The organism is Pseudomonas sp. JBR1 (genome assembly GCF_028198185.1).
Lineage (GTDB): Bacteria > Pseudomonadota > Gammaproteobacteria > Pseudomonadales > Pseudomonadaceae > Chryseomonas > Chryseomonas oryzihabitans_E.
In genome coordinates this window covers 1,657,348-1,679,720 of the sequence record NZ_CP116340.1, presented here as the reverse complement: position 1 = coordinate 1,679,720, position 22,373 = coordinate 1,657,348, and the positions used below count along the sequence as shown (strand labels likewise).

At 66.8% G+C, this 22,373-nt stretch carries 17 protein-coding genes; 12 read left to right on the top strand and 5 right to left on the bottom strand.

Annotated elements, in window-relative coordinates; genetic code table 11:
- Positions 1-127 precede the first annotated feature (127 nt).
- Entirely contained in the window at positions 128-2,119 is a 1,992-nt protein-coding gene (locus tag PJ259_RS07765) for a putative bifunctional diguanylate cyclase/phosphodiesterase (protein ID WP_271655361.1), read from the bottom strand.
- 317 nt (positions 2,120-2,436) lie between these two features.
- On the opposite strand from PJ259_RS07765, the gene PJ259_RS07760 reads away from it, so the two are divergent.
- The 7 genes from PJ259_RS07760 to PJ259_RS07730 all read left to right on the top strand — a co-directional run bounded on the left by PJ259_RS07760 (position 2,437) and on the right by PJ259_RS07730 (position 11,967).
- Positions 2,437-2,988: a GNAT family N-acetyltransferase gene (locus PJ259_RS07760; RefSeq protein ID WP_271655360.1), complete on the top strand. Its 552-nt coding sequence runs from the start codon at positions 2,437-2,439 to the stop codon at positions 2,986-2,988.
- Positions 2,989-3,120: 132 nt separating this feature from the next.
- Complete coding sequence (locus tag PJ259_RS07755) at positions 3,121-3,402, top strand: hypothetical protein (protein ID WP_271655359.1); 282 nt, start codon at positions 3,121-3,123, stop codon at positions 3,400-3,402.
- 312 nt (positions 3,403-3,714) lie between these two features.
- On the top strand, positions 3,715-3,978 hold the full coding sequence (locus PJ259_RS07750) for a hypothetical protein (protein ID WP_059315476.1): 264 nt from the start codon (positions 3,715-3,717) through the stop codon (positions 3,976-3,978).
- A gap of 288 nt (positions 3,979-4,266) precedes the next feature.
- A complete protein-coding gene (locus tag PJ259_RS07745; RefSeq protein WP_271655358.1) occupies positions 4,267-6,456 on the top strand; it encodes a TonB-dependent siderophore receptor in 2,190 nt (729 codons plus the stop codon).
- 83 nt (positions 6,457-6,539) lie between these two features.
- Positions 6,540-7,790, top strand: a complete 1,251-nt coding sequence (gene fes / locus PJ259_RS07740; RefSeq protein ID WP_271655357.1) for an enterochelin esterase — start codon at positions 6,540-6,542, stop codon at positions 7,788-7,790.
- A 20-nt stretch (positions 7,791-7,810) separates the two neighbouring features.
- A complete protein-coding gene (locus PJ259_RS07735; protein WP_271655356.1) occupies positions 7,811-8,017 on the top strand; it encodes an MbtH family protein in 207 nt (68 codons plus the stop codon).
- A gap of 11 nt (positions 8,018-8,028) precedes the next feature.
- A complete protein-coding gene (locus PJ259_RS07730; protein ID WP_271655355.1) occupies positions 8,029-11,967 on the top strand; it encodes an enterobactin synthase subunit F in 3,939 nt (1,312 codons plus the stop codon).
- On the opposite strand, the gene PJ259_RS07725 is transcribed toward PJ259_RS07730, so the two are convergent.
- From PJ259_RS07725 to fepD, 3 genes are read right to left on the bottom strand one after another with little or no spacing between them, the layout of a single operon-like run.
- Entirely contained in the window at positions 11,964-12,770 is an 807-nt protein-coding gene (locus PJ259_RS07725) for an ATP-binding cassette domain-containing protein (protein ID WP_271655354.1), read from the bottom strand. The genes PJ259_RS07730 and PJ259_RS07725 overlap by 4 nt on opposite strands.
- Positions 12,767-13,765 carry an iron-enterobactin ABC transporter permease gene (gene fepG, locus PJ259_RS07720; protein ID WP_271655353.1) on the bottom strand — a complete coding sequence of 333 codons (999 nt, stop codon included), beginning with the start codon at positions 13,763-13,765 and terminating at the stop codon, positions 12,767-12,769. Before fepG ends, PJ259_RS07725 begins: the two co-directional genes overlap by 4 nt.
- Positions 13,762-14,757 (bottom strand): Fe(3+)-siderophore ABC transporter permease, encoded by a 996-nt coding sequence (fepD, locus tag PJ259_RS07715; RefSeq protein ID WP_271655352.1) that lies wholly within the window; start codon positions 14,755-14,757, stop codon positions 13,762-13,764. Before fepD ends, fepG begins: the two co-directional genes overlap by 4 nt.
- Positions 14,758-14,883: 126 nt before the next feature.
- On the opposite strand from fepD, the gene entS reads away from it, so the two are divergent.
- A complete protein-coding gene (gene entS, locus PJ259_RS07710; RefSeq protein ID WP_271655351.1) occupies positions 14,884-16,113 on the top strand; it encodes an enterobactin transporter EntS in 1,230 nt (409 codons plus the stop codon).
- A 147-nt stretch (positions 16,114-16,260) separates the two neighbouring features.
- Here entS and fepB read toward each other — a convergent pair whose 3' ends face one another.
- Positions 16,261-17,229 (bottom strand): Fe2+-enterobactin ABC transporter substrate-binding protein, encoded by a 969-nt coding sequence (gene fepB, locus PJ259_RS07705; RefSeq protein ID WP_271655350.1) that lies wholly within the window; start codon positions 17,227-17,229, stop codon positions 16,261-16,263.
- A 273-nt stretch (positions 17,230-17,502) separates the two neighbouring features.
- Here fepB and PJ259_RS07700 point away from each other — a divergent pair, with 273 nt between their 5' ends.
- Genes PJ259_RS07700 through dhbA form a run of 4 tightly spaced genes read left to right on the top strand, consistent with a single transcriptional unit; the run spans position 17,503 to position 21,950 of the window.
- On the top strand, positions 17,503-18,690 hold the full coding sequence (locus tag PJ259_RS07700; protein WP_059315466.1) for an isochorismate synthase: 1,188 nt from the start codon (positions 17,503-17,505) through the stop codon (positions 18,688-18,690).
- A complete protein-coding gene (locus tag PJ259_RS07695; RefSeq protein ID WP_271655349.1) occupies positions 18,687-20,312 on the top strand; it encodes a (2,3-dihydroxybenzoyl)adenylate synthase in 1,626 nt (541 codons plus the stop codon). Before PJ259_RS07700 ends, PJ259_RS07695 begins: the two co-directional genes overlap by 4 nt.
- Positions 20,313-20,320: 8 nt before the next feature.
- The gene (locus PJ259_RS07690; RefSeq protein ID WP_271655348.1) at positions 20,321-21,184 is read left to right on the top strand and encodes an isochorismatase family protein; all 864 of its coding nucleotides are present in this window, start codon (positions 20,321-20,323) and stop codon (positions 21,182-21,184) included.
- A 10-nt stretch (positions 21,185-21,194) separates the two neighbouring features.
- Positions 21,195-21,950 (top strand): 2,3-dihydro-2,3-dihydroxybenzoate dehydrogenase, encoded by a 756-nt coding sequence (gene dhbA / locus PJ259_RS07685; RefSeq protein WP_059315463.1) that lies wholly within the window; start codon positions 21,195-21,197, stop codon positions 21,948-21,950.
- The last annotated feature ends 423 nt before the right edge of the window (positions 21,951-22,373 follow it).

Sequence of the window (22,373 nt, the reverse complement as noted above, 5' to 3'; positions counted from 1 at the left end):
GGGTACCGCTGGGCGTACTGACCTATGGCACCGCTATCTGCACGGCGGTGCTAGACGGGCTAGCCGGCCTCTAGCCGGGCCCTATCTGAGCGCTTTCGGGACGTGCCTAGAACGAAAGGCAAGTGCCTTAGTAACTCTCGATTTCCAGGGGCAATCTCTCCTGGGAAACGGGATCTGCCTCGGGTCTGCCGAGCAGGTAGCCCTGTGCGAGCCGAACGCCCAGCTGTTGCAGCAGCGCCAGCTGCGCCGCGTTTTCCACGCCTTCGCAAAGCACTTCCAGCTTCATCGCCTGGCCCAATAACAGCAACGAGGTCAGGACCTGCCCGCGTTGCTCCTCGTCCTGGATGGCCAGAATCCGGCGATCAAGCTTGATCAGCTGGAAGGGCAGCTCCAGGATGGGGCCCAGCCCGGCATAGCCACTGCCGAAATCATCCAGGGCCATACGGATGCCCAGCAGCTGGAGGAGGGCAAAGGATTGGCGGGTCTTGGTATCGATGACCAGTTCCACACCTTCGGTGACTTCCAGGACCAGCCGACTGGGGGCGAGACGGGAGAGTCTGAGCGCCGCGGATACCCGTTCGTGCAGCATGGGGTCGGCAAACTGCAACGGTGAAAGATTGATGGAAATGCTCAGGTGAGGCGGCCACTGGCTGGCTGCCAGGCAGGCCTCCTTCACCACCCATTCGCCCAGGGCGATGATGAAGTTGCCCTGTTCGGCCAGCGGAATGAAGATGTCCGGCGATACCATGCCGAGGGTAGGGTGCTTCCAGCGCAGCAGCGCCTCGTAGCCGATCACCTGCTGCGGCTGAACGCGATAGATGGGTTGGTAGTGCAACAGGAATTCATTACTGGCGAGTCCCTTGCGGACATCGTCCGGCGTAAGTAGATCCGCATGCTCCAGAGGCGCACCCAGGACGGCCTCGACCCCACCTTCGAACACCCGATCACGGCCATCGCGTTTGGCGCGGTAGAGGGCTCGATCCGCGCAATCCAGCAGATCGTCCGCAGTACTCAGGCCGACGATGCCGCTGCGCGCGATGCCTATGCTGACGGTGACATAGGTCTTGTCGTCCTGACGCCCCTGATGCGGAATCTGCAGGTCACGAATGCGTTGCAGGATGGTTTCCGCCGCGGCGAGTGCCTGGGCCGGACCGACGTGCCTGAGGATGACGACGAACTCTTCGCCACCGTAACGGCCAACCAAGTCGCCAGCGCCCAGGCCGACTGCCAGGGTGGTAGCCACGGTGCGTAGGCATTCATCGCCGGCGAGGTGGCCATAGTGATCGTTGTAGCGCTTGAAATGATCCACGTCGATCAGGAGCACGGCGCCTTGCTCACCTGCCAGGCGCGATTGCCAGAAGGCTTCGAGCAGCGGACGCAACTGACGGCGATTGGCAAGGCCGGTGAGCGAGTCCGTTTCCGAGAGGATCTGCAGGTCCTGGTTGGCCGAATTCAAGGACGCCAGACGGACTTCTTCGCGCAATTTGTACAGATAGGTGCGACGACCCTCGACATTGAGCCAGTAACTGGCCAGGAGGGAAAAGAACGCCATCACGACGGCATTGGTGATCATCAAACCGCCCACGATGGTCGACACGGGGGCCTCGTGAACGGCGATGCAGATGACTGTTAGCGCGAAGCCGTTGAACGCAAGGGCAGGCGGCAGAGCGCTCTTCATGCAGGTATTGACGAAGGTGAGCATCAGCGGCCAGGTGAAAATGAACAGCGTCTGGTTCATTTCCTTGCCGGCCGGGCCATTGATCACCAGGTTGTAGACCACCAGCAGGCCGACGTAGAACGGCAGCAGGGCCAGGGCTTCGCGCCAACGAATGGGGACCACCCGTAGCAGGCAGATGACCAGCAGCGTGAAGGGAGTGGCTATTCCCAGCATCTGGCCGGCTGCCCACGGCAGGGCATCTTCCATCAGTAGCCACCACCAGAGCAGGAAGCTGTTGTAGCTCAAGGTCCCGATGAGGAGGCAGCGCGTGAGATGGCGGCTGCGCTGTTCATGGATGTCCTGATGAAACAGGCGCTCCAGCACCGGTGAGAAGGAAAAGGGCCCCACGGGCACGGCAAGCGTCTGATCGACAAGCCGACCAAGCTCTGGAGAGGTTTTCATAGGGGGCCCAGACTGCTGACAAGGTAGATATCAACGTCTGACGACTGACGTTGTAGTATCAATGTAATGGCACTTAGAGACCTGCCAGCCGCATCAGGATTCACCTGGAATGACCGGCGGTTGAGTTGGAGAGCCTGGCGGTGTCAGACGGTCCTAATCATCGGTTTCGTTCGGTGAGCGGGCCGGTCCTGCGGTTGCAATGGGGTAGGGCGCCAGGAATCCTTTGATAGCATGACGAAGGGCTGAACGCCTTGATCCCTTACCTGAGCCGGTGATCGATGGATGCTTATCCGACTTTCCCTCACGATCGAGGCACGATGAAGATTCACCGTCTGGGACCTGAATTCGCGCCGGCCTATAGGCAACTGATGCTGGAGGCCTATGCCAGGTACCCGGAGGCCTTTACGTCCAGCGTGCAGGAGCGAGAAGGACTGCCACTCGATTGGTGGGAGCGGCGGCTTCAGGTCGGCGATCAGGTGCGGGAGCTGGTCTGGGGAGCGACGGAAGGAAAGGCCTTGCTAGGCGTGGCCGGGCTCCGGCTCGAAACGCGAGAGAAGGTGCGGCACAAGGCGACGCTGTTTGGTCTGTACGTGCCTGATCGGCATAGACGGCTGGGAATAGGCGGAGCCTTGCTGGCCGAGCTGCTGACGTATGCGAAGGATACTGCCACGCTCAAGGTCGTTCAGCTGACGGTGACCGAGGGTAATCAGGCTGCCCAGGCGCTGTATGAGCGGGCGGGTTTCCTGACCTTTGGCGTGGAGCCGATGGCGGTGGCAGTAGGGGACACCTTCGTCTCAAAGGTGCACCTGTGGTGTGACGTGCGCCTACTGCGCAGGAAGATGAATTGCCTGGATGGAGTTCTTGGCTGAACGCCAAGACAGCGGTGTGCGGCAGGCTCGACCTGAGAGGCACACCTCAAGTCACAAGGCGGGCAGGGCCGACCAGAAACCAACGTGCACCCGGCCGGGTCTCTGAGAAGTCTCCATTGCCAGGAATACCCAATGTCGAAAGCTCTGTTGTCGTCCCTCGTACTGGTCCGCTCCGTCACCCTGGCGGCCTGTGACAAGACCTCCGAAGACCATGCCCGGGACGCCCAGACGCATGCCCAGCATGCCCAGGAAAAGGCCGCCGAGGGCAAGGTCGACCGTGCCTCCCAGGAGCAGGCCAAGGCGGCGGAGGATCGCGCCCAGGCCAATGGGGCTGCGGCTACCGAAGGGCGCCATACGCCGCCGGATTCCGCGGTACCCGGCTACATCAAGACCCCTGCCAAGGAAAATCCCTGAGGAGAGGCGACTGCCGGTCTGAGCTCCTGGGTAGCGAGCAGGCAGATCGGCTGGGCGCCGGATGACCGTGGCGCAGAGCTTGATCGCGCCTTTCTGCCCAAGGATGCCCGGGTCTGAAAGCCCGCGCTTTAGCTTGTCCAATAGGGCAGGGCGATTGGGCGCAGGGTTGTCTCCACCAAGCGCCGGTGTAAGCGCCAGCAGGTGAACCGCGACGCTCAGGCCTCCACCGAGTAATGGCTGTTTACATTCATGGCAGGGCGATTAGAGTAGGAAGCCCTGCAGCCGACGCTCGTCCCCCTTCCTGGAGCCACCATGAGCCTTTCGCGACCGATCCATTGGTATCGTACCCGCAGCACGCTCGAAATCGTTGCTCTGGGCCTGGGCATCATCGCCCTGGTAGTCGCGGTCGATCAGGGGCTGCGCAATTCGCCTTCCGAACACCTTGCCGACTACCACGCCTGCAAGGGTGACGGTGGCCTCGCACGGATGAATGCCATCGGCGAGATCGTCTGCCGGCTGCCCAGCCCGGTGATTGGCCAGGTGGCCGCCAAGACGCCCGCGGTTTCCGGCCTCTAACGCGCCACCAGTCGGCTGCGGCGTGCCCTTTGGGGACGTCGCCTGACCCCTTCCCGCCGGACCGATCTGGTCCGCTCGATACGTTCCTAGTCTTCTTCCTGATTCCGCCCCGGCCTCTGGGCGCGGATCACGGCTGCCTGTGCGCTGCGATGCAAACGACTATTGCTTAACGTAACATTTGATAATGAGAGTTTTTATCATTTAAAGTGCTGGCCCTCGCGCGATGCCGCGAAGAGCAGCCTTCAAGTGCACGGCGTCGGCTGCAACGCCACGGTCACAAGGATCACCATGAACACCCAAGGAACCCTCTGCCAGCCCGTCCGCCAACCACGTGGAGCGCTTCGTCAGCTACTCCTGATCGGCGCCCTGATTCCCTTTCCCCTGACGGTGCTCGCTGCCTCGGTCGCGGAGCAGAGCGCCATGGAACTGGACACCCTGACCATCGAAGGCAATCGCCTCTATGACATGGCGCCCTCGGAGCAGACCGGTGGCTATACCGTGGATTCGGCGACCGTGGGCACCAAGACGCCGGCGGCACTGCGCGACATTCCCCAGTCGATCACCTCCTACACCAGCGAGTACATCAAGGATCGCAACTTCAACACCCTGGACGAGCTGGCCAAGTCCACCGCCGGACTGCGGGTGCTCACCAACGACAGCGGGCGTTCCTCCATCTATTCGCGTGGTTACGAATACGACGAATACAACGTCGACGGGCTGCCGGCGCCCATGACCAGCATCTTCGGCACCGTGCCCATCCTGTCGCCCTTCGACCGGGTCGAGATCATGCGTGGCCCCTCGGGGCTGTTCAACAGCACCAGCGAGCTGGGCGGTATCGTCAACATGGTGCGCAAGCGCGGCACCGAGGATTTTCAGGGCCATATCACCGGGCGCTACGGCTCCTGGGACACCAACTACCAGGAAATCGACCTGGCCGGCCCGCTCACCGCGAGCAAGAACGTTCGCGGTCGTTTCGTCGCCTCGCGTGCCGACAGCAATGGCGAGGTGGACTACAACGCCAACACCGACCAGAGCTACTACGGCGACCTGGACATCGATCTGTCGGACGCCACCCAGCTTTCCTTCGGCCTGATCCATCAGGTCAAGAACCTCACCCCGCACAATGGCTATCCCACCGACGCCCAGGGCAATCTGCTGGACTTCAGCCAGTCGCGCTTCCTAGGGGCGGATTGGAACTACTTCGATGGCAAGACCACCGACGGCATCTTCGAGCTGACCCACAGGTTCGATAACGGCGGCTATGGGCGGATCGCCGCCCGGGCCTCGCACCGGGAGGCGGATTACCTCTATGCCTTCACCGGCGGGGCGGTGCAGGCCAACGGCAACACGAGCATTCGCGCCAGTACCCGGGACTTCGAGCAGGATGCCTACTCCCTCGACGCCAGCTACAGCCAGCCGTTCGAGGCGCTGGGGCAGGTCAGCGAATTCGTCGTCGGGACGGACTACAAGCACTACGACACCGACTACCAGAACGGCAACAGCGTCCTGGGTACGGTCAATGTGAACAGCTATTCGCCGACCCGCTTCGCCAAGCCGGCCCGTGCCTATCAGACCGATTTCAGTGGCGAGGATCGCGAGTTCGGTCTTTATTCCAAGGTCACCTTCCGGCCCATCGAGCGCCTGGCGCTGATCGGCGGCGCACGCGTCTCCTGGTACAAGGGCGAGGCCTACACCACCACCTTGGCCAACGGCGCCGAGGCGGGTGAAAGCCAGAAGCACAGTGGCTTCGTTACCCCCTATCTGGGAACCGTCTACGACCTGGACGACTATCACTCCCTCTATGCCAGCTATTCCAAGGTCTACAAGCCGCAGAGCGAGCTGGACGCCCAGGGCAAGGCGTTGGATCCGCGCGAGGGTGATCAGTACGAGGTCGGGATCAAGGGCAGCTACTTCAACGGCGACATGAACGCACGGCTGTCGATCTTCCAGCTGACCGACGAGAACCGGGCAGCCCGGCCTTTCGACGCCAACGGCGTGGCCATCACCACCTATTCCGACAGCTCCGGCAAGACGCGGGTGAAGGGTGCCGAGATCGAGGTCAGCGGCAAGCTCACCGAGCAGTGGGAAATGCTTGCTGGCTACACCTACATGGATACCCAAAACCTCAGCGGTGATGGCAATACCCTGTTCGAAGCCATGCCCAAGCACATGGCCTCGCTGTGGACCAAGTACACCCTGGCGGGTGGCCCGCTGACCGGTCTGAGCATCGGCGGCGGGGTGACCGCGATGAGCGATTTCTCCCAGACCAACCAGACCTCTGGAGTCACCGTGTCCGCCCCCGGCTATGCCACGGTGGATGCCAAGTTCTCCTATCCGGTCACCAAGCAGCTCACCGCGACCCTGGACGTGAACAACCTCCTCGACAAGGAATACTGGTCGCGCGTAGGTTCGGTCTCCACCTTCAACTTCCAGGGCCCCTCGCGCAGCGTGATGGTCGGGGCGCGTTACGACTTCTGAGGTCCAAGCCGACCGGGCCAGGCTCGGGTCGGGTCGGCGCGATGCAGGCCATGAAGATCTCTTCCACGATGCACTGAGATGCGATGAAAGATTCACTCTTCCAGCGGGACGATGTGGGCAGCGAGTCCTGGTGGCAGGCCGTCGCCTGCCGCGGCACGCCGCTGATCGAACCCACCGTGGGTGGGCGCTATCGCCTGACCTTTGTCTGGCGCGATCCCGAGGGTTTGGCCGAGCGCTCCAGTACCCAGCGGGTCTGGCTCAATATCACCGGGGTCACCGACCACCATCAACCGGGCCTGCCGCAGAGCCTGCGGCGTCTGCCAGGCACCGATGTCTGGGCCTGGGAGACCGAGCTGGACGGAGGCTGGCGTGGCAGCTACTGCCTCATCCCTACCGGGGAGCCGGCTGCTTTCGAAGACGAGTCCCAGCCTGACCTCCAGGGTATCCGTCTGTGGTGGCGCAGCGTCTTTCCCCTGGCCCAGGCCGATCGGCTCAATCCCCGCCGCGCCTGGCAGGGTGGCCGAGGACTGGCGGTATCTGGCGTGCATCTGCCAGACGCACCAGTGCAGCCAGCCTGGGCGTCCTTCGATGACCGCAGTCTGTCTCCGGCTGCCCCGTCAAGAATGCAGCAGTATCAGTGGGACAGCCTCCAGTTGGGTAACAGTCGCCCGGTCTGGGTCTTCACGACTGGTAATACCACCCCTGTGGAGCGACCGCTGGCCATCCTGCTGGATGGTCAGTTCTGGGCGGAGGCAATGCCCATAGGCACGCCGCTGCAGCAGCTCACCGATGCCGGCCAGCTCCCGGAGGCGGTCTATCTGCTGATCGACAACAGTGACCGTGCCCTACGCGGCAGCGAGCTGCCCTGCAATCCCGCGTTCTGGCGGGCGGTGCAGGAAGAGTTGCTGCCTCAGGTGCGCGACTGGGCGCCCCATGCCCAGTCAGCGGCCTCCACTGTCGTCGCCGGGCAAAGTTTTGGCGGATTGGCCGCGCTCTATGCGGCGCTGCACTGGCCGGAGCGCTTCGGTTGCGCCCTGAGCCAGTCCGGCTCCTTCTGGTGGCCGCAGCGCGGCGCGCCGGGACGGCTGTTCGAGGCGCTGGAAAGCGGGCAGGGGAGCAGGCATCCCTTGCGGCTGTTCATCGAGGCGGGACTGCGCGAACCGGCCATCCTCGAAGCTTCCCGTGCCCTGGTCGAGCGCCTGCGCGAGCAGGGCCATGACCTCGACTATCGCGAGATCGATGGGGGCCATGATGCCCTCTGGTGGCGCGGGGGCCTGCTCGATGGCCTGGTCCGGCTCTGGCAACCCCTGGTCGCAGCCGACGCCCACCGCTAATCCCTATGCCAGGAGGTCCGATGGACGCTCTCAATCCCTTCGACGATCCCGCGCGGGTGCTGCTGATTCTGCGCAATGCCCGGGGCCAGTGCAGCCTCTGGCCGGAGACCATGACCGTTCCCGCCGGCTGGGAGCCGGTGTTCGGGCCCGCGCTGCGCGCGGCTTGTGACGATTGGCTGGCCAGCCACTGGCGCGATATCCGCCCGGCCGCCTCTCTGCTTTCCTGACTGGAGTTCCTGTGTCCTCTACGCCCCCTTGCGCCTTTTCCGAACTGCCCCTGGTCGCCGCCCAACCCGGCATCTGGCTGGCCGATCAGCTGTCGCCCCATGCCAATGCCTTCGCCGTGGCCCATCTGGTCGAACTGCGCGGGCCGCTCAAGGCCGAGGCGTTGGTGGCGGCCATCGTCCAGGGCCTGGGCGAGCTGGACAGCCTGCGGCTCAACTTCGCTGAACGCGAGGGCGAGCTGGTGCAGTGGATAGATACCGACGCTGCCATCCCCACACCCGAGTGGCTGGACCTGCGCGGGGCAGCCGATCCGGAAGGTACGGCGCGGGCATCCATTCGCACCGATCTCGACGGCGACCTGAGGGCCACCAGCGGTGGTCCGCTGTGGCTCAATCGGATTTACCAGCTGGGTGACGATCACCTGTTCTGGTACCAGCGCTATCACCATCTGCTGATCGATGGCTATGGCTTCGCCGCCCTGGCCAAGCGGGTGGCCGCCCTGTACAGCGCCGCGGTACGGGGCGAGACGGCCGAGGCCTCGCCCTTCGTCTCCTTTGCCGAGGTGGTGCGTGAATACCAGGACTATCAGCAGTCGGCCGTCCGCGAGCGCGACGAAGCCTTCTGGCGCGAGCGGGGGGCTGCGCTGCCGCCGGCCGCGTCCCTGGCGCCCGGGGGGCTGGCCGGGCAGGTGCCCACGCCGCGGGTGGTGGAAGCCCGTGCCCGGGTACCTGCCGAGGTATTCGCCAGGTTGGCCGAGCATGGCAAGGCCCAAGGGGTGACGCCGGCCGATCTGGCGGTGGCCCTGGCCGCCACCTGGTTCGCCCGCCTCAGCGGACAGCCGGCCTTCAGCGCCGGTTTCATCTTCATGCGGCGCATGGGCTCGGTAGCGCTCAAGTCGGGTGGGGCGACGCTCAACGTCCTGCCCCTGGGCGTGCGCACGGCCAACGGCCAGACGCTGCCGGAGCTGGCCGCGGTGCTGGCCGCCGAGCTCAAGAAGGTACGTCGTCACCAGCGCTACGACGCCGAGCAGATCGCCCGCGATCTCGGCCGGCCGGGCGATGCCGAGCCCCTGACCGGGCCGGTCATCAACCTCAAGCTGTTCGATTTCGCCCTGGATTTCGCCGGGGTGCCGGGCATCACCCACGAACTGGCCTCGGGGCCGGTGCGCGACCTGGAGATCGCCCTCTACCTGGAGGCCAGCGGCGCCCTGGACATCAAGCTGCTCGGCAACGCCGAGCGCTACGCCGCCGACCTGCTGCAGGGCCACGCCGACCGCTTCGGGCTGCTGGCGGAGCAATTCGCCGGGAAGCCCGGGCTCCCTCTGGGCGATGCCGACCTGCTGGCGCCGATGGACCGCAGTTGGCTGGCCGAAATCAACGCCACCGAACGCCCGCTGCCAGTGGCCACCCTGGCGACCCTGCTGGCCGACCAGGCCGCGCGAACCCCCCTGGCACCGGCGTTGGCCGATCTGCAGTATGCCTTCAGCTATGCCGAGACCCGCCAGCAGGTGCTGGCCCTGGCCCAGCGCCTGAGCGCGGCCGGGGTAGGGCGGGGCGACATCGTCGCGGTGGCGCTGCCGCGCTCGGTGTTCCTGTCCCTGGCGCTGCTGGCCACCGTCGAACTGGGCGCCGCCTATTTGCCACTCGATAGCGGCTATCCTGACGAGCGCCTGCAACTGATGCTCGACGACGCCAGACCACGGGTGCTGGTGACCGATGCCAGCCAGCGCGGGCGCTTCCCGATGCTGGGTGAGGGCCAGGTGCAGATCCTCGACGCGCCCCTGGAGGTGCTTGATCGAGATCCGGTGTTCGAGGGGCCGCGGCCCAGCGATCCGGCCTATGTGCTCTACACCTCCGGTTCCACGGGCCGGCCCAAGGGCGTGGTGGTAGGTCATGCCGCCATCGTCAATCGCCTGCTGTGGATGCAGGACAGCTATCCGATCGGCGCTGGCGACACCGTCTTGCAGAAGACACCAAGCAGCTTCGATGTCTCGGTCTGGGAGTTCTTCTGGCCGCTCTTGGTGGGGGCTCGCCTGTACCTGGCCCCGCCCGAGGCCCACCGCGATCCCGAGGCGCTGCAGGAGCTGTTCGCCCGGGAGCAGGTGACCACGGTGCACTTCGTGCCCTCGATGCTGGCGGCCTTCGTCGCCGCCCTGGACGAGCCCGCGGCCGTTGCCCGTTGCGCCAGCCTGCGCCAGGTCTTCTGCAGCGGCGAGGCCCTGCCCACCGAGCTGGCCCGCACCTGGGAGCGCCGGGTCGGCGCGCCCCTGCACAATCTCTATGGCCCCACCGAGGCGGCGGTGGACGTTTCCTACCATCCGGCCCATGGCGCTGCCCTGGCGGCCGTCACCGGCAGCAGCGTGCCCATCGGCAAGCCGGTGTGGAACACCGGGCTGCATATCCTCGACGAACGCCTGCGGCCAGTACCGCCAGGTGTGGCGGGGGAGCTCTATCTGAGCGGGGTGCAGCTTGCCGATGGCTACCTGGGGCGCCCGGACCTGACCGCCGCACGCTTCATCGCCGCGCCCGATGGACAGGGCGAGCGCCTCTATCGCACCGGCGACGTGGCCCGCTGGCTGCCCGAAGGCGTAGTCGACTACCTGGGCCGTAGCGATGACCAGGTCAAGATCCGTGGCCAGCGCATCGAACTGGCGGAAATCGATCATGCCCTGCTCGCGCTGCCAGGCGTCGCCCAGGCCGTCACCCATGCGCGAGTGCTGGGCGAGGCGACCAATGGCGCCGGGGGCGATGCCCGCCAACTGGTGGGCTATCTGCTTGCCCAGACCGGCGCCCGGCTGGACCTGGAGCGCCTGCGCGCCCGCCTCGCGGATCAGCTGCCGCCACATCTGGTGCCCGTGGCCCTGGTGGAGCTGGAGGAATTTCCCCTGGGTGCCACCGGCAAGCTGGATCGCAAGGCGCTGCCGGCGCCCCGGGGCGTGGCCTGGGCCGCGAGTCGACCACTGGCGCCGGGGCTGGAAAGCGAGCTGGCGGCGGCCTTCTCCGAGGTGCTCGGTTGCGCCATCGTGGGCGCGGATGACGACTTCTTTGCCCTTGGCGGCCATTCTTTGCTGGCCATGACCCTGGCGGCCAACCTGCGGCGACGCCTGGCGCAACCGGTGTCCATCGGCCAGATCATGGTGGCCTCCAGCGTCGCCCGCCTGGCACGGCAGCTGGAGCAGGACGCCGCCCGCGAGACCCGCGCCGGCTTCGAGACCCTACTGCCGCTGCGCCCGGGCGACGGCCCCACCTTGTTCTGCTTCCATCCGGCCTCGGGCTTCGCCTGGCAATTCAGCGTGCTGCAACGGCATCTGGATCCGCGCTGGTCGCTGCTCGGCATCCAATCACCGCGTCCGGACGGCGCCCTGGCCCAGGGCGACGATCTGGACGCCGTCATCCAGCGCCACCTGGACACCCTGCGCGAGGTGCAGCCGCAGGGGCCTTATCATCTGCTCGGCTACTCCCTGGGCGGCACCCTGGCCCAGGGGCTGGCGGCGCGACTGCAGGCGGCCGGAGAGGAGGTCGCCTTCCTGGGCCTGCTCGACACCTACCCGCCGGAAACCCAGAACTGGCAGGAGCGCGAGGGCCAGCGTGAGCTGGACCCGGAGGTGCTGGCCGAGGTGAACCGCGAGCGCGAGGCCTTCCTCGCCGCCCAGCAGGGGCTGGCCGATCCGGCGCTGGGCGAGGGGGCCGAGTTGTTCGCCACCATCGAGGGCAACTACGCCGACTCGGTACGCCTGCTGGCCACGGCGCACAGCGCTCGCTTCGACGGCGAGGCGCTGATGTTCGTCGCCCGGCGCACCCTGCCGGTGGGAATGGACGTCAAGGCTACCTGGGCGCCCTGGATCACCCGCCTGCAGGCCCACGAGGTGGACTGCGCCCACGTCGACATCATCGCCCCGGCCCAGCTGGCGCAGATCGGTCCGGTGCTCAATCGGGCGCTGAAAGGGCTCTAGCCGCCCGAACGCCGCGCCAGGGGTACTACCATGGGCGTCCCGGCCACCGGGTCGTCGATGATCAGGCAGTCCAGGTCATAGACCGCTTTGATCAATTCGGGGGTGACCACGTCGCGCGGGCGGCCGGTGGCTAGCACCTTGCCGTCGCGCATGGCCACCAGGTGGGTGGCGTAGCGACAGGCGTGGTTGAGGTCGTGCAGCACCATCACCAGGGTATGGCCTTGCTGGCGGTTGAGGTCTTCCAGCAACTCCAGGAGGTCGATCTGGTGGGTGATGTCGAGCCAGGTGGTGGGCTCGTCGAGCAGCAGCAGCGGGGTCTCCTGGGCCAGGGCCATGGCGATCCATACCCGCTGGCGCTGGCCACCGGACAGGGTGTCCACCGCCCGGTCGGCCAGTTCGAAGACGCCGGTGGCCTGCATGGCGTGGGTCACCGCGCGCTCGTCGTCGGCGCGCACGCCACCGAACAGTGTCTGGTGCGGATAGCGTCCGCGGGCTACCAGGTCGCGCACCGAGATGTCCCCTGGCGCCTGGGAGCTCTGTGGCAGGAGGCCCAGGCGGCGCGCGACCTCCTTGGTGCGATAGCTCTGGATCGCCTGGCCGTCCAGCCAGACCTGGCCCTGGCTGGGCGCTAGTAGCCGGCTCAGGGTGCGCAGCAGGGTCGACTTGCCGCAGCCGTTGGGACCGATGATGACCGTCAGTTCGCCATCGGGAATGCTCAGTGAGAGGTCCTCGGCGATCAGCTTGCGGCCATAGCCCAGGGTCAGGCGCTCGGCGTGCAGGCGCGAGCAAGGGGCGTCGTTCATGAGCGGCGGGACTCCCAGATAAGCAGGCCGATCAGGTAGAGCCCACCCAGGCTCACCGTGACCAGGCCCACCGGCAGGACATAGGGCAGGAACAGGCGCTGGGCGACGAGGTCCGCGCCCAGCAACAGGACCGCGCCGGTGAGGGCGGCGGCAGGCAGCGCCAGGCGCTGGGTGCCGGTCAGGCGGCGGGCGATCTGCGGCGCGGCCAGGGCGACGAAGGAGATCGGCCCGGCCACGGCGGTGCCGGCAGCGGTGAGCACCACGCCGAGGCCCAGCAGCGACAGCCGGGTGCGCTCCACCGGGACGCCCAGGGCGCAGGCGGTGTCGTCGCCCATCTCCAGCAGGAACAGCCGGCGACTCAGCGCCAGGCTGGCCGCACCTGCCAGCAGGATGAAGATCACCGCCGGCCAGGCCTTGGCCCAGGTCACCCCGTTGAGTGAGCCGGCGCTCCACAGGCCCGCGCTGAAGGCGGCTTCCAGGGAGGCATGCACGATCAGCCAGGTGTTGAGCGCCATCAGCAGGGCGCGCACGCCGATGCCGACGATGATGAGTCTCAGGGTATCCACGCCGCTGCCGCGCCAGGTAAGGGCATAGACCAGGGCGGCGCTGGCCAGGCCACCGATCAGGGCGGCGGTGGTGCTCCAGAGGATGCTGGCCTGGAACAGCACCAGCGCGACCAGCACCCCGCTGTAGGCGCCGGTGTTGAAGCCCATGATGTCCGGGCTGCCCAGGGGATTGCGCAGCAGCGACTGGAACAGCGCGCCGCTCAGGCCCAGGGCGGCGCCGATCAGCAGCGCCAGGGCCACCCGCGGCAGGCGCCACTGGGTGACCACCAGCTCGATGCCGCGCGGAGCCTCGCCGAACAAGGCGGCCAGTACCTGGGAAGGACTCAGGGTCAGGCTGCCGCTGCCCAGGGCGAACGTCGCCAGCAGCAGGGCGCCGCCAAGCAGGGCGAGCAGCACCCCGGGCAGGCGCAGGCGATCAGGGCGGTTCATGCCCGACCTCCCTGGCGCTGGCGGCGCGCCAGCCAGATCAGCAGCGGTGCGCCGAGGAAGGCGGTTACCACCGAGACGCGCAGCTCATTGGTCACCAGCAGGCGACCGACGATGTCGGCGGTCAGCAGCAGGCTGGGGGTGAATAGCAGGACGAAGGGCAGCAGCCAGCGATGGTCTTCGCCGATGGCCCAGCGGCCCAGATGCGGCACCATCAGGCCAACGAAGGCGATGGGACCCACTGCCGCGGCTGCCGCGCCGCAGAGCAGGGTGATGGCCAGCAGGCCGAGCAGTTGGGTCTGGCGGACCCGGGTGCCGAGGGCTACGGCCAGATCGGTGCCCAAGCTCAGGGCATTCAGTGCCGGAGCCAGCAGCAGGGCGATAGCCACCCCCCCCAGTACCGGCAGGCTGGCACTGCGTAGCAGCTCGAACTGGCGCACGTCCAGGGAGCCGAATTGCCAGAATCTCAGTTGGTCGTACACCAGCGGATCGAGCAGGGCGATACCGGAGCTGACGCCTTCGAGCATGGCCCCTAGAGCCACCCCCACCAGCACCAGGCGCATGGGGTTGAAGCCGCCGCCACCGGCGATGCCGGCCAGCAGCACCACCAGGCTGGCGAGCAGGGCGCCGCCGAAGGCATAGCCCAGGTAATGCTCGGGACCGCTGGCGCCGAACAGGGCGATGCCCAGCACCACGGCAAAACTGGCACCGGCATTGACGCCGAGGATGCCCGGGTCGGCCAGCGGGTTGCGCGTCAGCGCCTGCATCAGGGTGCCGGCCACGCCCAGCGCCGCGCCGGCGAGCAGGCCCGCAAGCGTTCGCGGCAGGCGCGCCTCGCGCACGATGAGGCAGGCGGGATCGCTGCAGCCGTGGCCCAGCGCCTGCCAGACGTCGGCCAGCGGTATGGCGGTGGAGCCGAGCGCCAGGCTCGCGGCCATCACCAGGAGCAGCGACAGACCCGCACAGCCGAGGATAAGGAAGCGGCGCATGATCATCCGCGACGGCAGGCAGGAGAGGGAGTGGATGAGAACAAGGCGTATTAACACATGATAGTCTGTATTACATGCTAACAGCCTTGCCTCGGCGGCTCGATAGCGTCCCCTGTGTTTTTCCGGTGATTCATGTCCAAGACGTCCTTCCTGCTCGACTTCGGCCTGCTCAGGTCCCACGCCGCCTTTCGTACCCTGTTCATCGCCCGTCTGGTGTCCGTACTCTCTCTCGGACTGCTCGCCGTGGCGGTGCCCATCCAGGTCCAGGCCCTGACCGACTCGCCGCTCAAGGTAGGCCTGGCACTGAGCATGGCCGGCATCGGCATGTTCATTGGCCTGCTCACGGGCGGGGTGCTGGCCGACCGCCTGGAGCGGCGCCGGCTGATCCTCGCCGCCCGCTCCATTTGTGGCCTGGGCTTCATCGGCCTGGCCATCAACGCCAGCCTGCCCGAGCCATCGTTGACGGCTATCTACCTGCTGGCGCTGTGGGATGGCTTCTTCGGCGCCTTGGGCGTCACCGCGCTGCTGGCGGTGACACCGATCCTGGTCGGTCGGGAATCCATGGTGCAGGCCGGCGCCTTGAACATGCTCAGCGTGCGGGTGGCGGCCATCATCGCGCCGCCACTGGGAACGCTGCTGATCGCCCAGAGCGGTGTCGTCTGGAATTACGGGCTGACGGCCTTCGGTACCCTGATCACCCTGCTGGTGCTGCTGCGCTTACCGCCGCTGCCGCCGCCGGAGCAGCCGCGCGAATCGCCCTGGCAGGCCCTGGGTGGCGGCATTGCCTTTCTGTTCGAGAACCGGCTACTGGGTGCCGTGGCCCTGGTCGGCGCCCTGGTGACCATGGCCAATGCGGTGCGGGTGCTCTATCCCGCGCTGGGGGAGAGCTGGGGGCTGGATACCGGACACCTGGGCTGGCTCTATGCCGCCGCCCCCCTGGGCGCTGCCCTTGGCGCCCTCACCAGTGGTCGACTGAACCAGGCGCCACGCCCTGGGCGTACCCTGCTGATGAGCGCGGTGGCCACCTTTCTGGCGGTAGCGGTCTTCGCGCTGTTACCCGGCTTCTGGCTATCCGCGCTGTGCCTGGTACTGTTCGGCTACCTGGGCGCCCTCAATTCGCTGGTGCAGTACGCGCTGATCCAGCGCCTGACCCCGGATCGCCTGCTGGGGCGGATCAATGCCCTGTGGACGGCGCAGAACATCGGTGGCGAGGCCATCGGCGCGGCGCTGTTCGGCGGCCTGGCCAGCCTGATGTTGCCGGCGCAGGCAGCGTTCGTCTTTGGTCTGGTCGCCATGCTGGTGGCTGCCCTGTGCTGGGCGCTGGCCAGCGGTCTGCGTCGGGCTGAAAGCCTCGGCGCCTGATCCGCTCCGGTGCGCCTGGCGTAGCGTGGAAAACCGCACAGCGTTTTCCACTGGGGTTCACGGCAGGGAGTGGCGGACAAGGCTACGCCGTTGTCCACCCTACGGAGGGCTCAAGAGCTGGCGTAGCGTTTTCCGCGATTGCCCGGTTCAGGGCTTGGCGTAGCGCTTTTCCAGTCGATCCAGCAGCAGGTTGGCGCTGTAGGGATCGAGGCGGAAGGTCTCGGCGCCCAGCGCCTCCACGCGGTTCTCCTTGACCGCCGGCAGGTGTGCCAGCAGTGGATTGCTGCGCACCGCCTCGGCCTCCTTGGCGTCCGTGGCGAACAGCAGGAAGGTCTGGCCGTTGAGACCGGTGGCGACGTTCTCGCCGGCCAGCTGCAGGATGTCATGGCGCTGACCCTGGCTGTGGCCCGTGGCGAGACCGGCTGGCAGCGCGGCGAGTTTGAAGCCCAGGCTTTCCAGCAACTGACCCTGGGAGGAGGCGGCGGTCCAGAGATTGGCCTGGCGCGTCGCCGGGCTGTAGACGAAAGCGGATACCGGTTGCGGCGGCAGTTGCAGGCGCGCCTTGAGGTCGGTGACGCGCCCGGCGAAGTCGTTGACCACCTTGGCGGCGGCGTCCTCGCGACCGGTAGCCTGGCCCAGCAGCTCCACCACCTGTTGCCAGCTGCGATTGTCGTAACCCACCACCAGCACCGGAGCGATGGCCTTTAGTTGATCGACCAGACGCAGGGCCGAGTCGTTGCCGGCGGCGCTGACCAGGATCAGATCAGGGGCCTCGGCGGCCACTGCCTCGGCATTGGCTTCGCCGATGTACAGCCGCTTCACGTCGCGCTCCTTGGCGACCTCGCCCCATTGGCGGAGGAAGCCCTGGTCATCGGCGAATCTGTTGTTGGGCGAGGTGGCGCCACTGGCTACCACCGGGGCGCCGATGGCCAGCAGGGAACCGGTAAGGGTGACGCTGGTGGAGACGATGCGCTGTGGCTTGGCGGGCAGGGTCACCTGGCTGCCATCGGCGCTGAGCTCTCGCGGCCAGTCCGCCGCCTGGGCGGTACCGCCCAGCGCCAGGGTGGCGACAGCCAGGGTGGTGAGAATGCGAAACAATGACGACAAGCTGAACATGAACGCCTTCCAGTTGTAAGATAATCACTCTCATTTTCAAAGAAGCACCCGGAGCCGGCAAGCCATTCTAGTGATCAGGTACCGAGAGGGCAGCCGCCATCGGACTGGATCTGGCTTATGTAGTCACCGCCGGATGGCAATAAACGAGCTGAATCAAGGGCTTGCATGCCCATCGAGAAAATCGTTTGGTCCCTAACGAATTGACTTTTCGTCAGACAAAAGTTAGCTTCCTATTATTGATAAGCATTATCATTCGTGTAGAGGTTCATCGAAATGACGAGCAAGAGGGCTGAGAGGGTCGAGCAGGTAGCTGCCGATCGTCGGGAACAGGCCGCGTTCCTGTTCCAGTCGGGTGATCGCGTCCTGCAGGGACAGGGCATCTGCGCCCGGGTCGAGACACCGGCCAGCGGCGGCGCGCACCGGGACAGCCTGTTCCTGCACGCCGTGGAAGAGGCCTTCGCCCGTGCCCGCCAGGCCGGCATCGCCGAGCCGGTGATCATGGGCGCCATTCCCTTCGATACCACCAGGCCCTCTTGCCTCTATGTCCCTCGGGAGCATGCCTGGGTGGCCCGCTCGGCGCCGGTCAGCCGTGCGCCGATCACACCGGCGCAGGTGCGTGAGGTGCGCAACCTGCCCAGCGCGGACGGCTTCTGCCTGGCGGTGGAGGAGGCCATCGAGGCCTTCCGTCGCGGTGAACTGAGCAAGGCGGTGCTGTCGCGGATTCAGGAGATTCGTCTGGCCGAACCCGCCGATGTGGACGTCATTCTGGCGAACCTGGCGCGGCAGAATCCCACTGGCTATCAATTCCGCATCCCGACCGCCGAGGGTGGTGAGCTGGTCGGCGTCAGCCCCGAGTTGCTGGTGCGCAAGCAGGGCGCCCGGGTATACACCAATCCCCTGGCGGGCTCCGCCAAGCGCCAGGCCGATCCGGTGGAAGACCAGCGGGTGGCCCGCGACCTGCTGGATTCCAGCAAGGACCACTACGAGCACCGCCTGGTGATCGAGGACATCCGCCAGCAGCTGGCACCGTTGTGCAGCCGGCTGGACGTCCCCGAAGCGCCGTCGCTGCTCAGCACCAATGCCATGTGGCACCTGTCCACCGCCATCGACGGCGAGCTGGCCGATAGCCGGACCTCGGCGCTGCAGCTCGCCTGCCGCCTGCATCCGACGCCGGCCGTCTGCGGCTATCCCACGGCCGCGGCGCGCCAGCTGATCGAGCGCATCGAGCCCTTCGATCGCGGCCTGTTCACTGGCATGGTGGGGTGGTGCGATGCCCAGGGCAATGGCGAGTGGGTGGTCACCATCCGCTGCGGTACGGTGCAGGACGACTGGCTGCGGCTGTTCGCCGGCGCCGGCATCGTCGAGGCATCCGACCCCGCAGCGGAATGGGCCGAGGTCACCGCCAAACTGGGCACCATGCGTGCCGCCTGTGGTTTGCTCGACGAGGAGAGCCCTACGTGAGTCTGGAATTCACCCCCTGGCCGGACGATCTGGCCGCCCGCTATCGCGCCCTCGGCTACTGGCTCGACCTGCCCATGACCGAGATCCTGGCCCGCAGCCGCGCGACGCTGCCCGAGGCGCCGGCGATCCTCTGCGGCGAGCGGCAATTGAGCTACGCCGAGCTGGACGAGCGCTCCAGCCGCCTGGCCGCCCACCTGCAGGCCGCCGGTCTGCGCCGCCACGACACGGCGCTGGTGCAGCTGCCCAACGTGGCCGAGTTCTATGTGGTGTTCTTCGCCCTGCTCAAGGCCGGCATCGCGCCGGTCAACGCCCTGTTCAGTCACCAGAAGCTGGAACTGCTGGCCTATGCGCAGCAGATCCAGCCCAGGTTGGTGATCGCTTCCCGCGAGCACAACCTGTTCCGCGACGACAACTTCCTCGGTGAACTGCGTGACGTGGCACCGGGCCTCGGCGAGGTGCTGCTGGATGGCGCGGACGACGCGCGCAGCTTGCAGCAACGCCTGGATACCCCGCTGGCCGGCTATCAGCTGACGCCCACCGCGGGTGGCGAGGTAGCCTTCTTCCAGCTCTCCGGTGGCAGCACCGGTACGCCCAAGCTGATCCCGCGTACCCACAACGACTACTACTACAGCCTCAGGCGCAGCGTCGAAATCTGCCAGCTGACCCCCGCGACGCGCTTTCTCTGCGCCCTGCCGGCGGGGCACAACTACACCCTCAGCTCGCCGGGCGCCCTGGGCGTGTTCATCGCTGGCGGCTGCGTGGTCATGGCCCGCGATCCCGAGCCGCTGCGCTGCTTCGAACTGATCGAGCGCCATCAGGTGGACTGGGTGGCCCTGGTGCCGCCGGCGGTGGCGCTCTGGCTGCAGGCCGCTGCCGCACCCGAGCAGCGCGCCCGCCTGGCCAGCCTGCGGATGGTGCAGGTGGGCGGTGCCAGCTTCGCCGAGGCCCAGGCCCGACGGGTGCCAGCGGAGCTGGGTTGCCAGCTGCAGCAGGTATTCGGCATGGCCGAGGGCCTGGTTAACTACACCCGCCTGGACGACGAACCCGAGCGCATCTTCACCACCCAGGGCTGCCCCATGAGCCCGGATGACGAGGTGCGCATCACCGACGAAGACGGCCAGCCGGTGCCCGATGGCCAACCCGGTCTGCTGTCCACCCGTGGCCCCTATACCTTCCGCGGCTACTACCGCAGCCCCGAGCATAATGCCCAGGTGTTCGACGCCGAGGGTTTCTACTTCTCCGGCGACGTGGTCCAGCGCGATGGCGCCGGCTACCTCAAGGTGGTCGGCCGGGTGAAGGACCAGATCAACCGCGGCGGCGAAAAGATCGCCGCGGCCGAGATCGAGGGCCTGCTGCTGCGTCATCCCGGTATCACCCACGCGGCCCTGGTGGCCATCGCCGATGAGCTGATGGGTGAGAAGAGCTGCGCCTGTTTGGTGGTCAGCGATCCAGCGCTCAAGCCGGTGGCCCTGCGTCGCTACCTCCGCGAGCAGGGCGTGGCCGAGTACAAGCTGCCCGACCGTTTCCAGTTCCTCGACCAGCTGCCGCTCACCGCCGTCGGCAAGATCGACAAGCGCCGCCTGCGCGAGCAGCTGCAGCCCCCCTCCACCGAACGTCTCTAAGGTTTCCCATGGCTATTCCCCGTCTTGCGTCCTATCCCTTGCCCCAGCCTGCCGGCTTTCCCGCCAATAAGGTCGCCTGGACGCCTGTGGTCGATCGCGCCGTGCTGCTGATCCACGACATGCAGCGCTATTTCGTCGAGTTCTATGGCGACAACAGCCCGCTGATTGCCCAGGTGGTGGCCAACATCGCCGCGCTGCGTGCCTGGGCCGATGCCCAGGGCGTGCCGGTGGTCTACACCGCCCAGCCCACGGACCAGCCGCCAGCCGACCGTGCCCTGCTCAACGACATGTGGGGCCCTGGCCTGACCCAGGCCGATCCTGCGCTGCAGCAGGTGGTAGAGGAGCTGGCCCCCAAGGGCGATGACGTGGTCCTGACCAAGTGGCGCTACAGCGCCTTCCATAGATCCAACCTGCAGGACCTGATGACCGAGTGGCGCCGCGACCAGCTGATCGTCTGCGGCGTCTATGCCCACATCGGCTGCCTGACCACCTGTACCGACGCCTTCATGCGGGATATCCAGGCCTTCCTGATCGGCGACGCCGTGGCCGACTTCAGCGAAGAAGAGCACCGCATGGCGCTGCGCTACGTGGCTACCCGCTGCGGCAGTACCCTGAGCACCGCCCAGGTCACCGGCGCGGGCGCGGCGGTGCTCGACGAAGCCTGGCTGCGTGCCCAGGTCCAGCCGCTGCTGGACGCCGACGACGAGGAGCCGGCGCTGGACGACAACCTCACCGACTTCGGTCTGGATTCGGTGCAGGTCATGACCCTGGTGGGGGAATGGCAGAAGCGCGGCCTGCCGGTCACCTTCGCCGATCTTGCCGCCCAGCCGACCCTGCAGGGCTGGCTGGACCTGCTGCGCGCTCGCGCCTAGGGAGCCCTTGATGACGCAACTGGATTTCACCGGCAAGCGCGTCTGGGTGACCGGCGCAGGGCAGGGCATCGGCCTGCAGGTGGCACGCCGTTTCCAGGCGGCCGGCGCCGAGGTGATCGGCCTCGACCGGCAATTCGCCGAGAGCAGCTATCCCTTTCGCACCCAGCTGCTGGATGTTGCCGACGCGGCTCAGGTCGAGGACGTCTGCCAGGCCCTGCTGGCCGAAGAGCGGCGCCTGGACGTGCTGGTCAATGGCGCCGGTGTGCTGCGCCTGGGCACCAGCGACAGCCTGAGCCTGGACGACTGGCAGGCGCTGCTGGACGTTAACGTCTCCGGCCCCTTCTACCTGTTCCGCCAGCTGGTGCCGCTGTTCAAGGCCCAGGGCCGCGGCGCCATCGTCAACATCGCCTCCAACGCCGCCCATGTGCCGCGCCTGCAGATGGCCGGCTATTGCACCTCCAAGGCGGCGCTGGTGTCTCTGAGCCACTGCGTGGCCCTGGAACTGGCGGGCTCGGGCGTGCGCTGCAACGTGGTTTCGCCCGGCTCCACGGCGACCCCCATGCTGGCCGGCATGCTCGGCTCGCCCGAAGGCTATCAGCGCCTGGTGGACGGCCTGCCGGAGGACTTCAAGCTCGGCATCCCGCTGCGCAAGATCGCCCAGCCCGACGAGATCGCCAACACCGTGCTGTTCCTCGCCTCGGACCTGGCCAGCCATATCACCATGCAGGACATCGTGGTGGACGGCGGCGCGACCCTGGCGGCGTGAGGGATTTCTGTAGGTTGGGTTGAGCGCTAGCGAAGCCCAACGGGAGTTATCCGGCGATCGCGGTGTGTTGGGCTTCGACGGTGGGGCCGTCTCAGCCCAACCTACGGCTAGGCGCGGCGACCGATCACGAGTTTGCCGGGGCTGATGCAGCTGAACGCCTGCTCGTATAGCTCCCTCTCCCCTTGGAAGAGGGTTGGGGTGAGGGGGCTCTTGGCTAGGGGGCTGGCGACGTGAGGCGTTTCGTAGGCTGGGCCGAGCGTTAGCGCGGCGTGTTCGAGTCCGTCCGTTGGGCTTCGACGATAAGGCCGTCTCAACGCTCGAGCCTGCCGGAGCTGATGAAGCGGAACGCTCGCTCAGGCAGCTCCCTCTCCCCTCGGGAGAGGGCTGGGGTGAGGGCGCCCTTGGCTAGGACGCCCAGTGGAA

Coding starts and splice junctions, on each gene's coding strand:
- PJ259_RS07755 (WP_271655359.1), top strand. CDS start 3,121: ATGTCGAAAGCTCTGTTGTCGTCCCTCGTACTGGTCCGCTCCGTCACC.
- PJ259_RS07745 (WP_271655358.1), top strand. CDS start 4,267: ATGAACACCCAAGGAACCCTCTGCCAGCCCGTCCGCCAACCACGTGGA.
- PJ259_RS07735 (WP_271655356.1), top strand. CDS start 7,811: ATGGACGCTCTCAATCCCTTCGACGATCCCGCGCGGGTGCTGCTGATT.
- PJ259_RS07760 (WP_271655360.1), top strand. CDS start 2,437: ATGAAGATTCACCGTCTGGGACCTGAATTCGCGCCGGCCTATAGGCAA.
- PJ259_RS07725 (WP_271655354.1), bottom strand. CDS start 12,770: ATGAACGACGCCCCTTGCTCGCGCCTGCACGCCGAGCGCCTGACCCTG.
- PJ259_RS07700 (WP_059315466.1), top strand. CDS start 17,503: ATGACGAGCAAGAGGGCTGAGAGGGTCGAGCAGGTAGCTGCCGATCGT.
- dhbA (WP_059315463.1), top strand. CDS start 21,195: ATGACGCAACTGGATTTCACCGGCAAGCGCGTCTGGGTGACCGGCGCA.
- fepD (WP_271655352.1), bottom strand. CDS start 14,757: ATGATCATGCGCCGCTTCCTTATCCTCGGCTGTGCGGGTCTGTCGCTG.
- PJ259_RS07765 (WP_271655361.1), bottom strand. CDS start 2,119: ATGAAAACCTCTCCAGAGCTTGGTCGGCTTGTCGATCAGACGCTTGCC.
- fepG (WP_271655353.1), bottom strand. CDS start 13,765: ATGAACCGCCCTGATCGCCTGCGCCTGCCCGGGGTGCTGCTCGCCCTG.
- entS (WP_271655351.1), top strand. CDS start 14,884: ATGTCCAAGACGTCCTTCCTGCTCGACTTCGGCCTGCTCAGGTCCCAC.
- PJ259_RS07690 (WP_271655348.1), top strand. CDS start 20,321: ATGGCTATTCCCCGTCTTGCGTCCTATCCCTTGCCCCAGCCTGCCGGC.
- PJ259_RS07750 (WP_059315476.1), top strand. CDS start 3,715: ATGAGCCTTTCGCGACCGATCCATTGGTATCGTACCCGCAGCACGCTC.
- fepB (WP_271655350.1), bottom strand. CDS start 17,229: ATGTTCAGCTTGTCGTCATTGTTTCGCATTCTCACCACCCTGGCTGTC.
- fes (WP_271655357.1), top strand. CDS start 6,540: ATGAAAGATTCACTCTTCCAGCGGGACGATGTGGGCAGCGAGTCCTGG.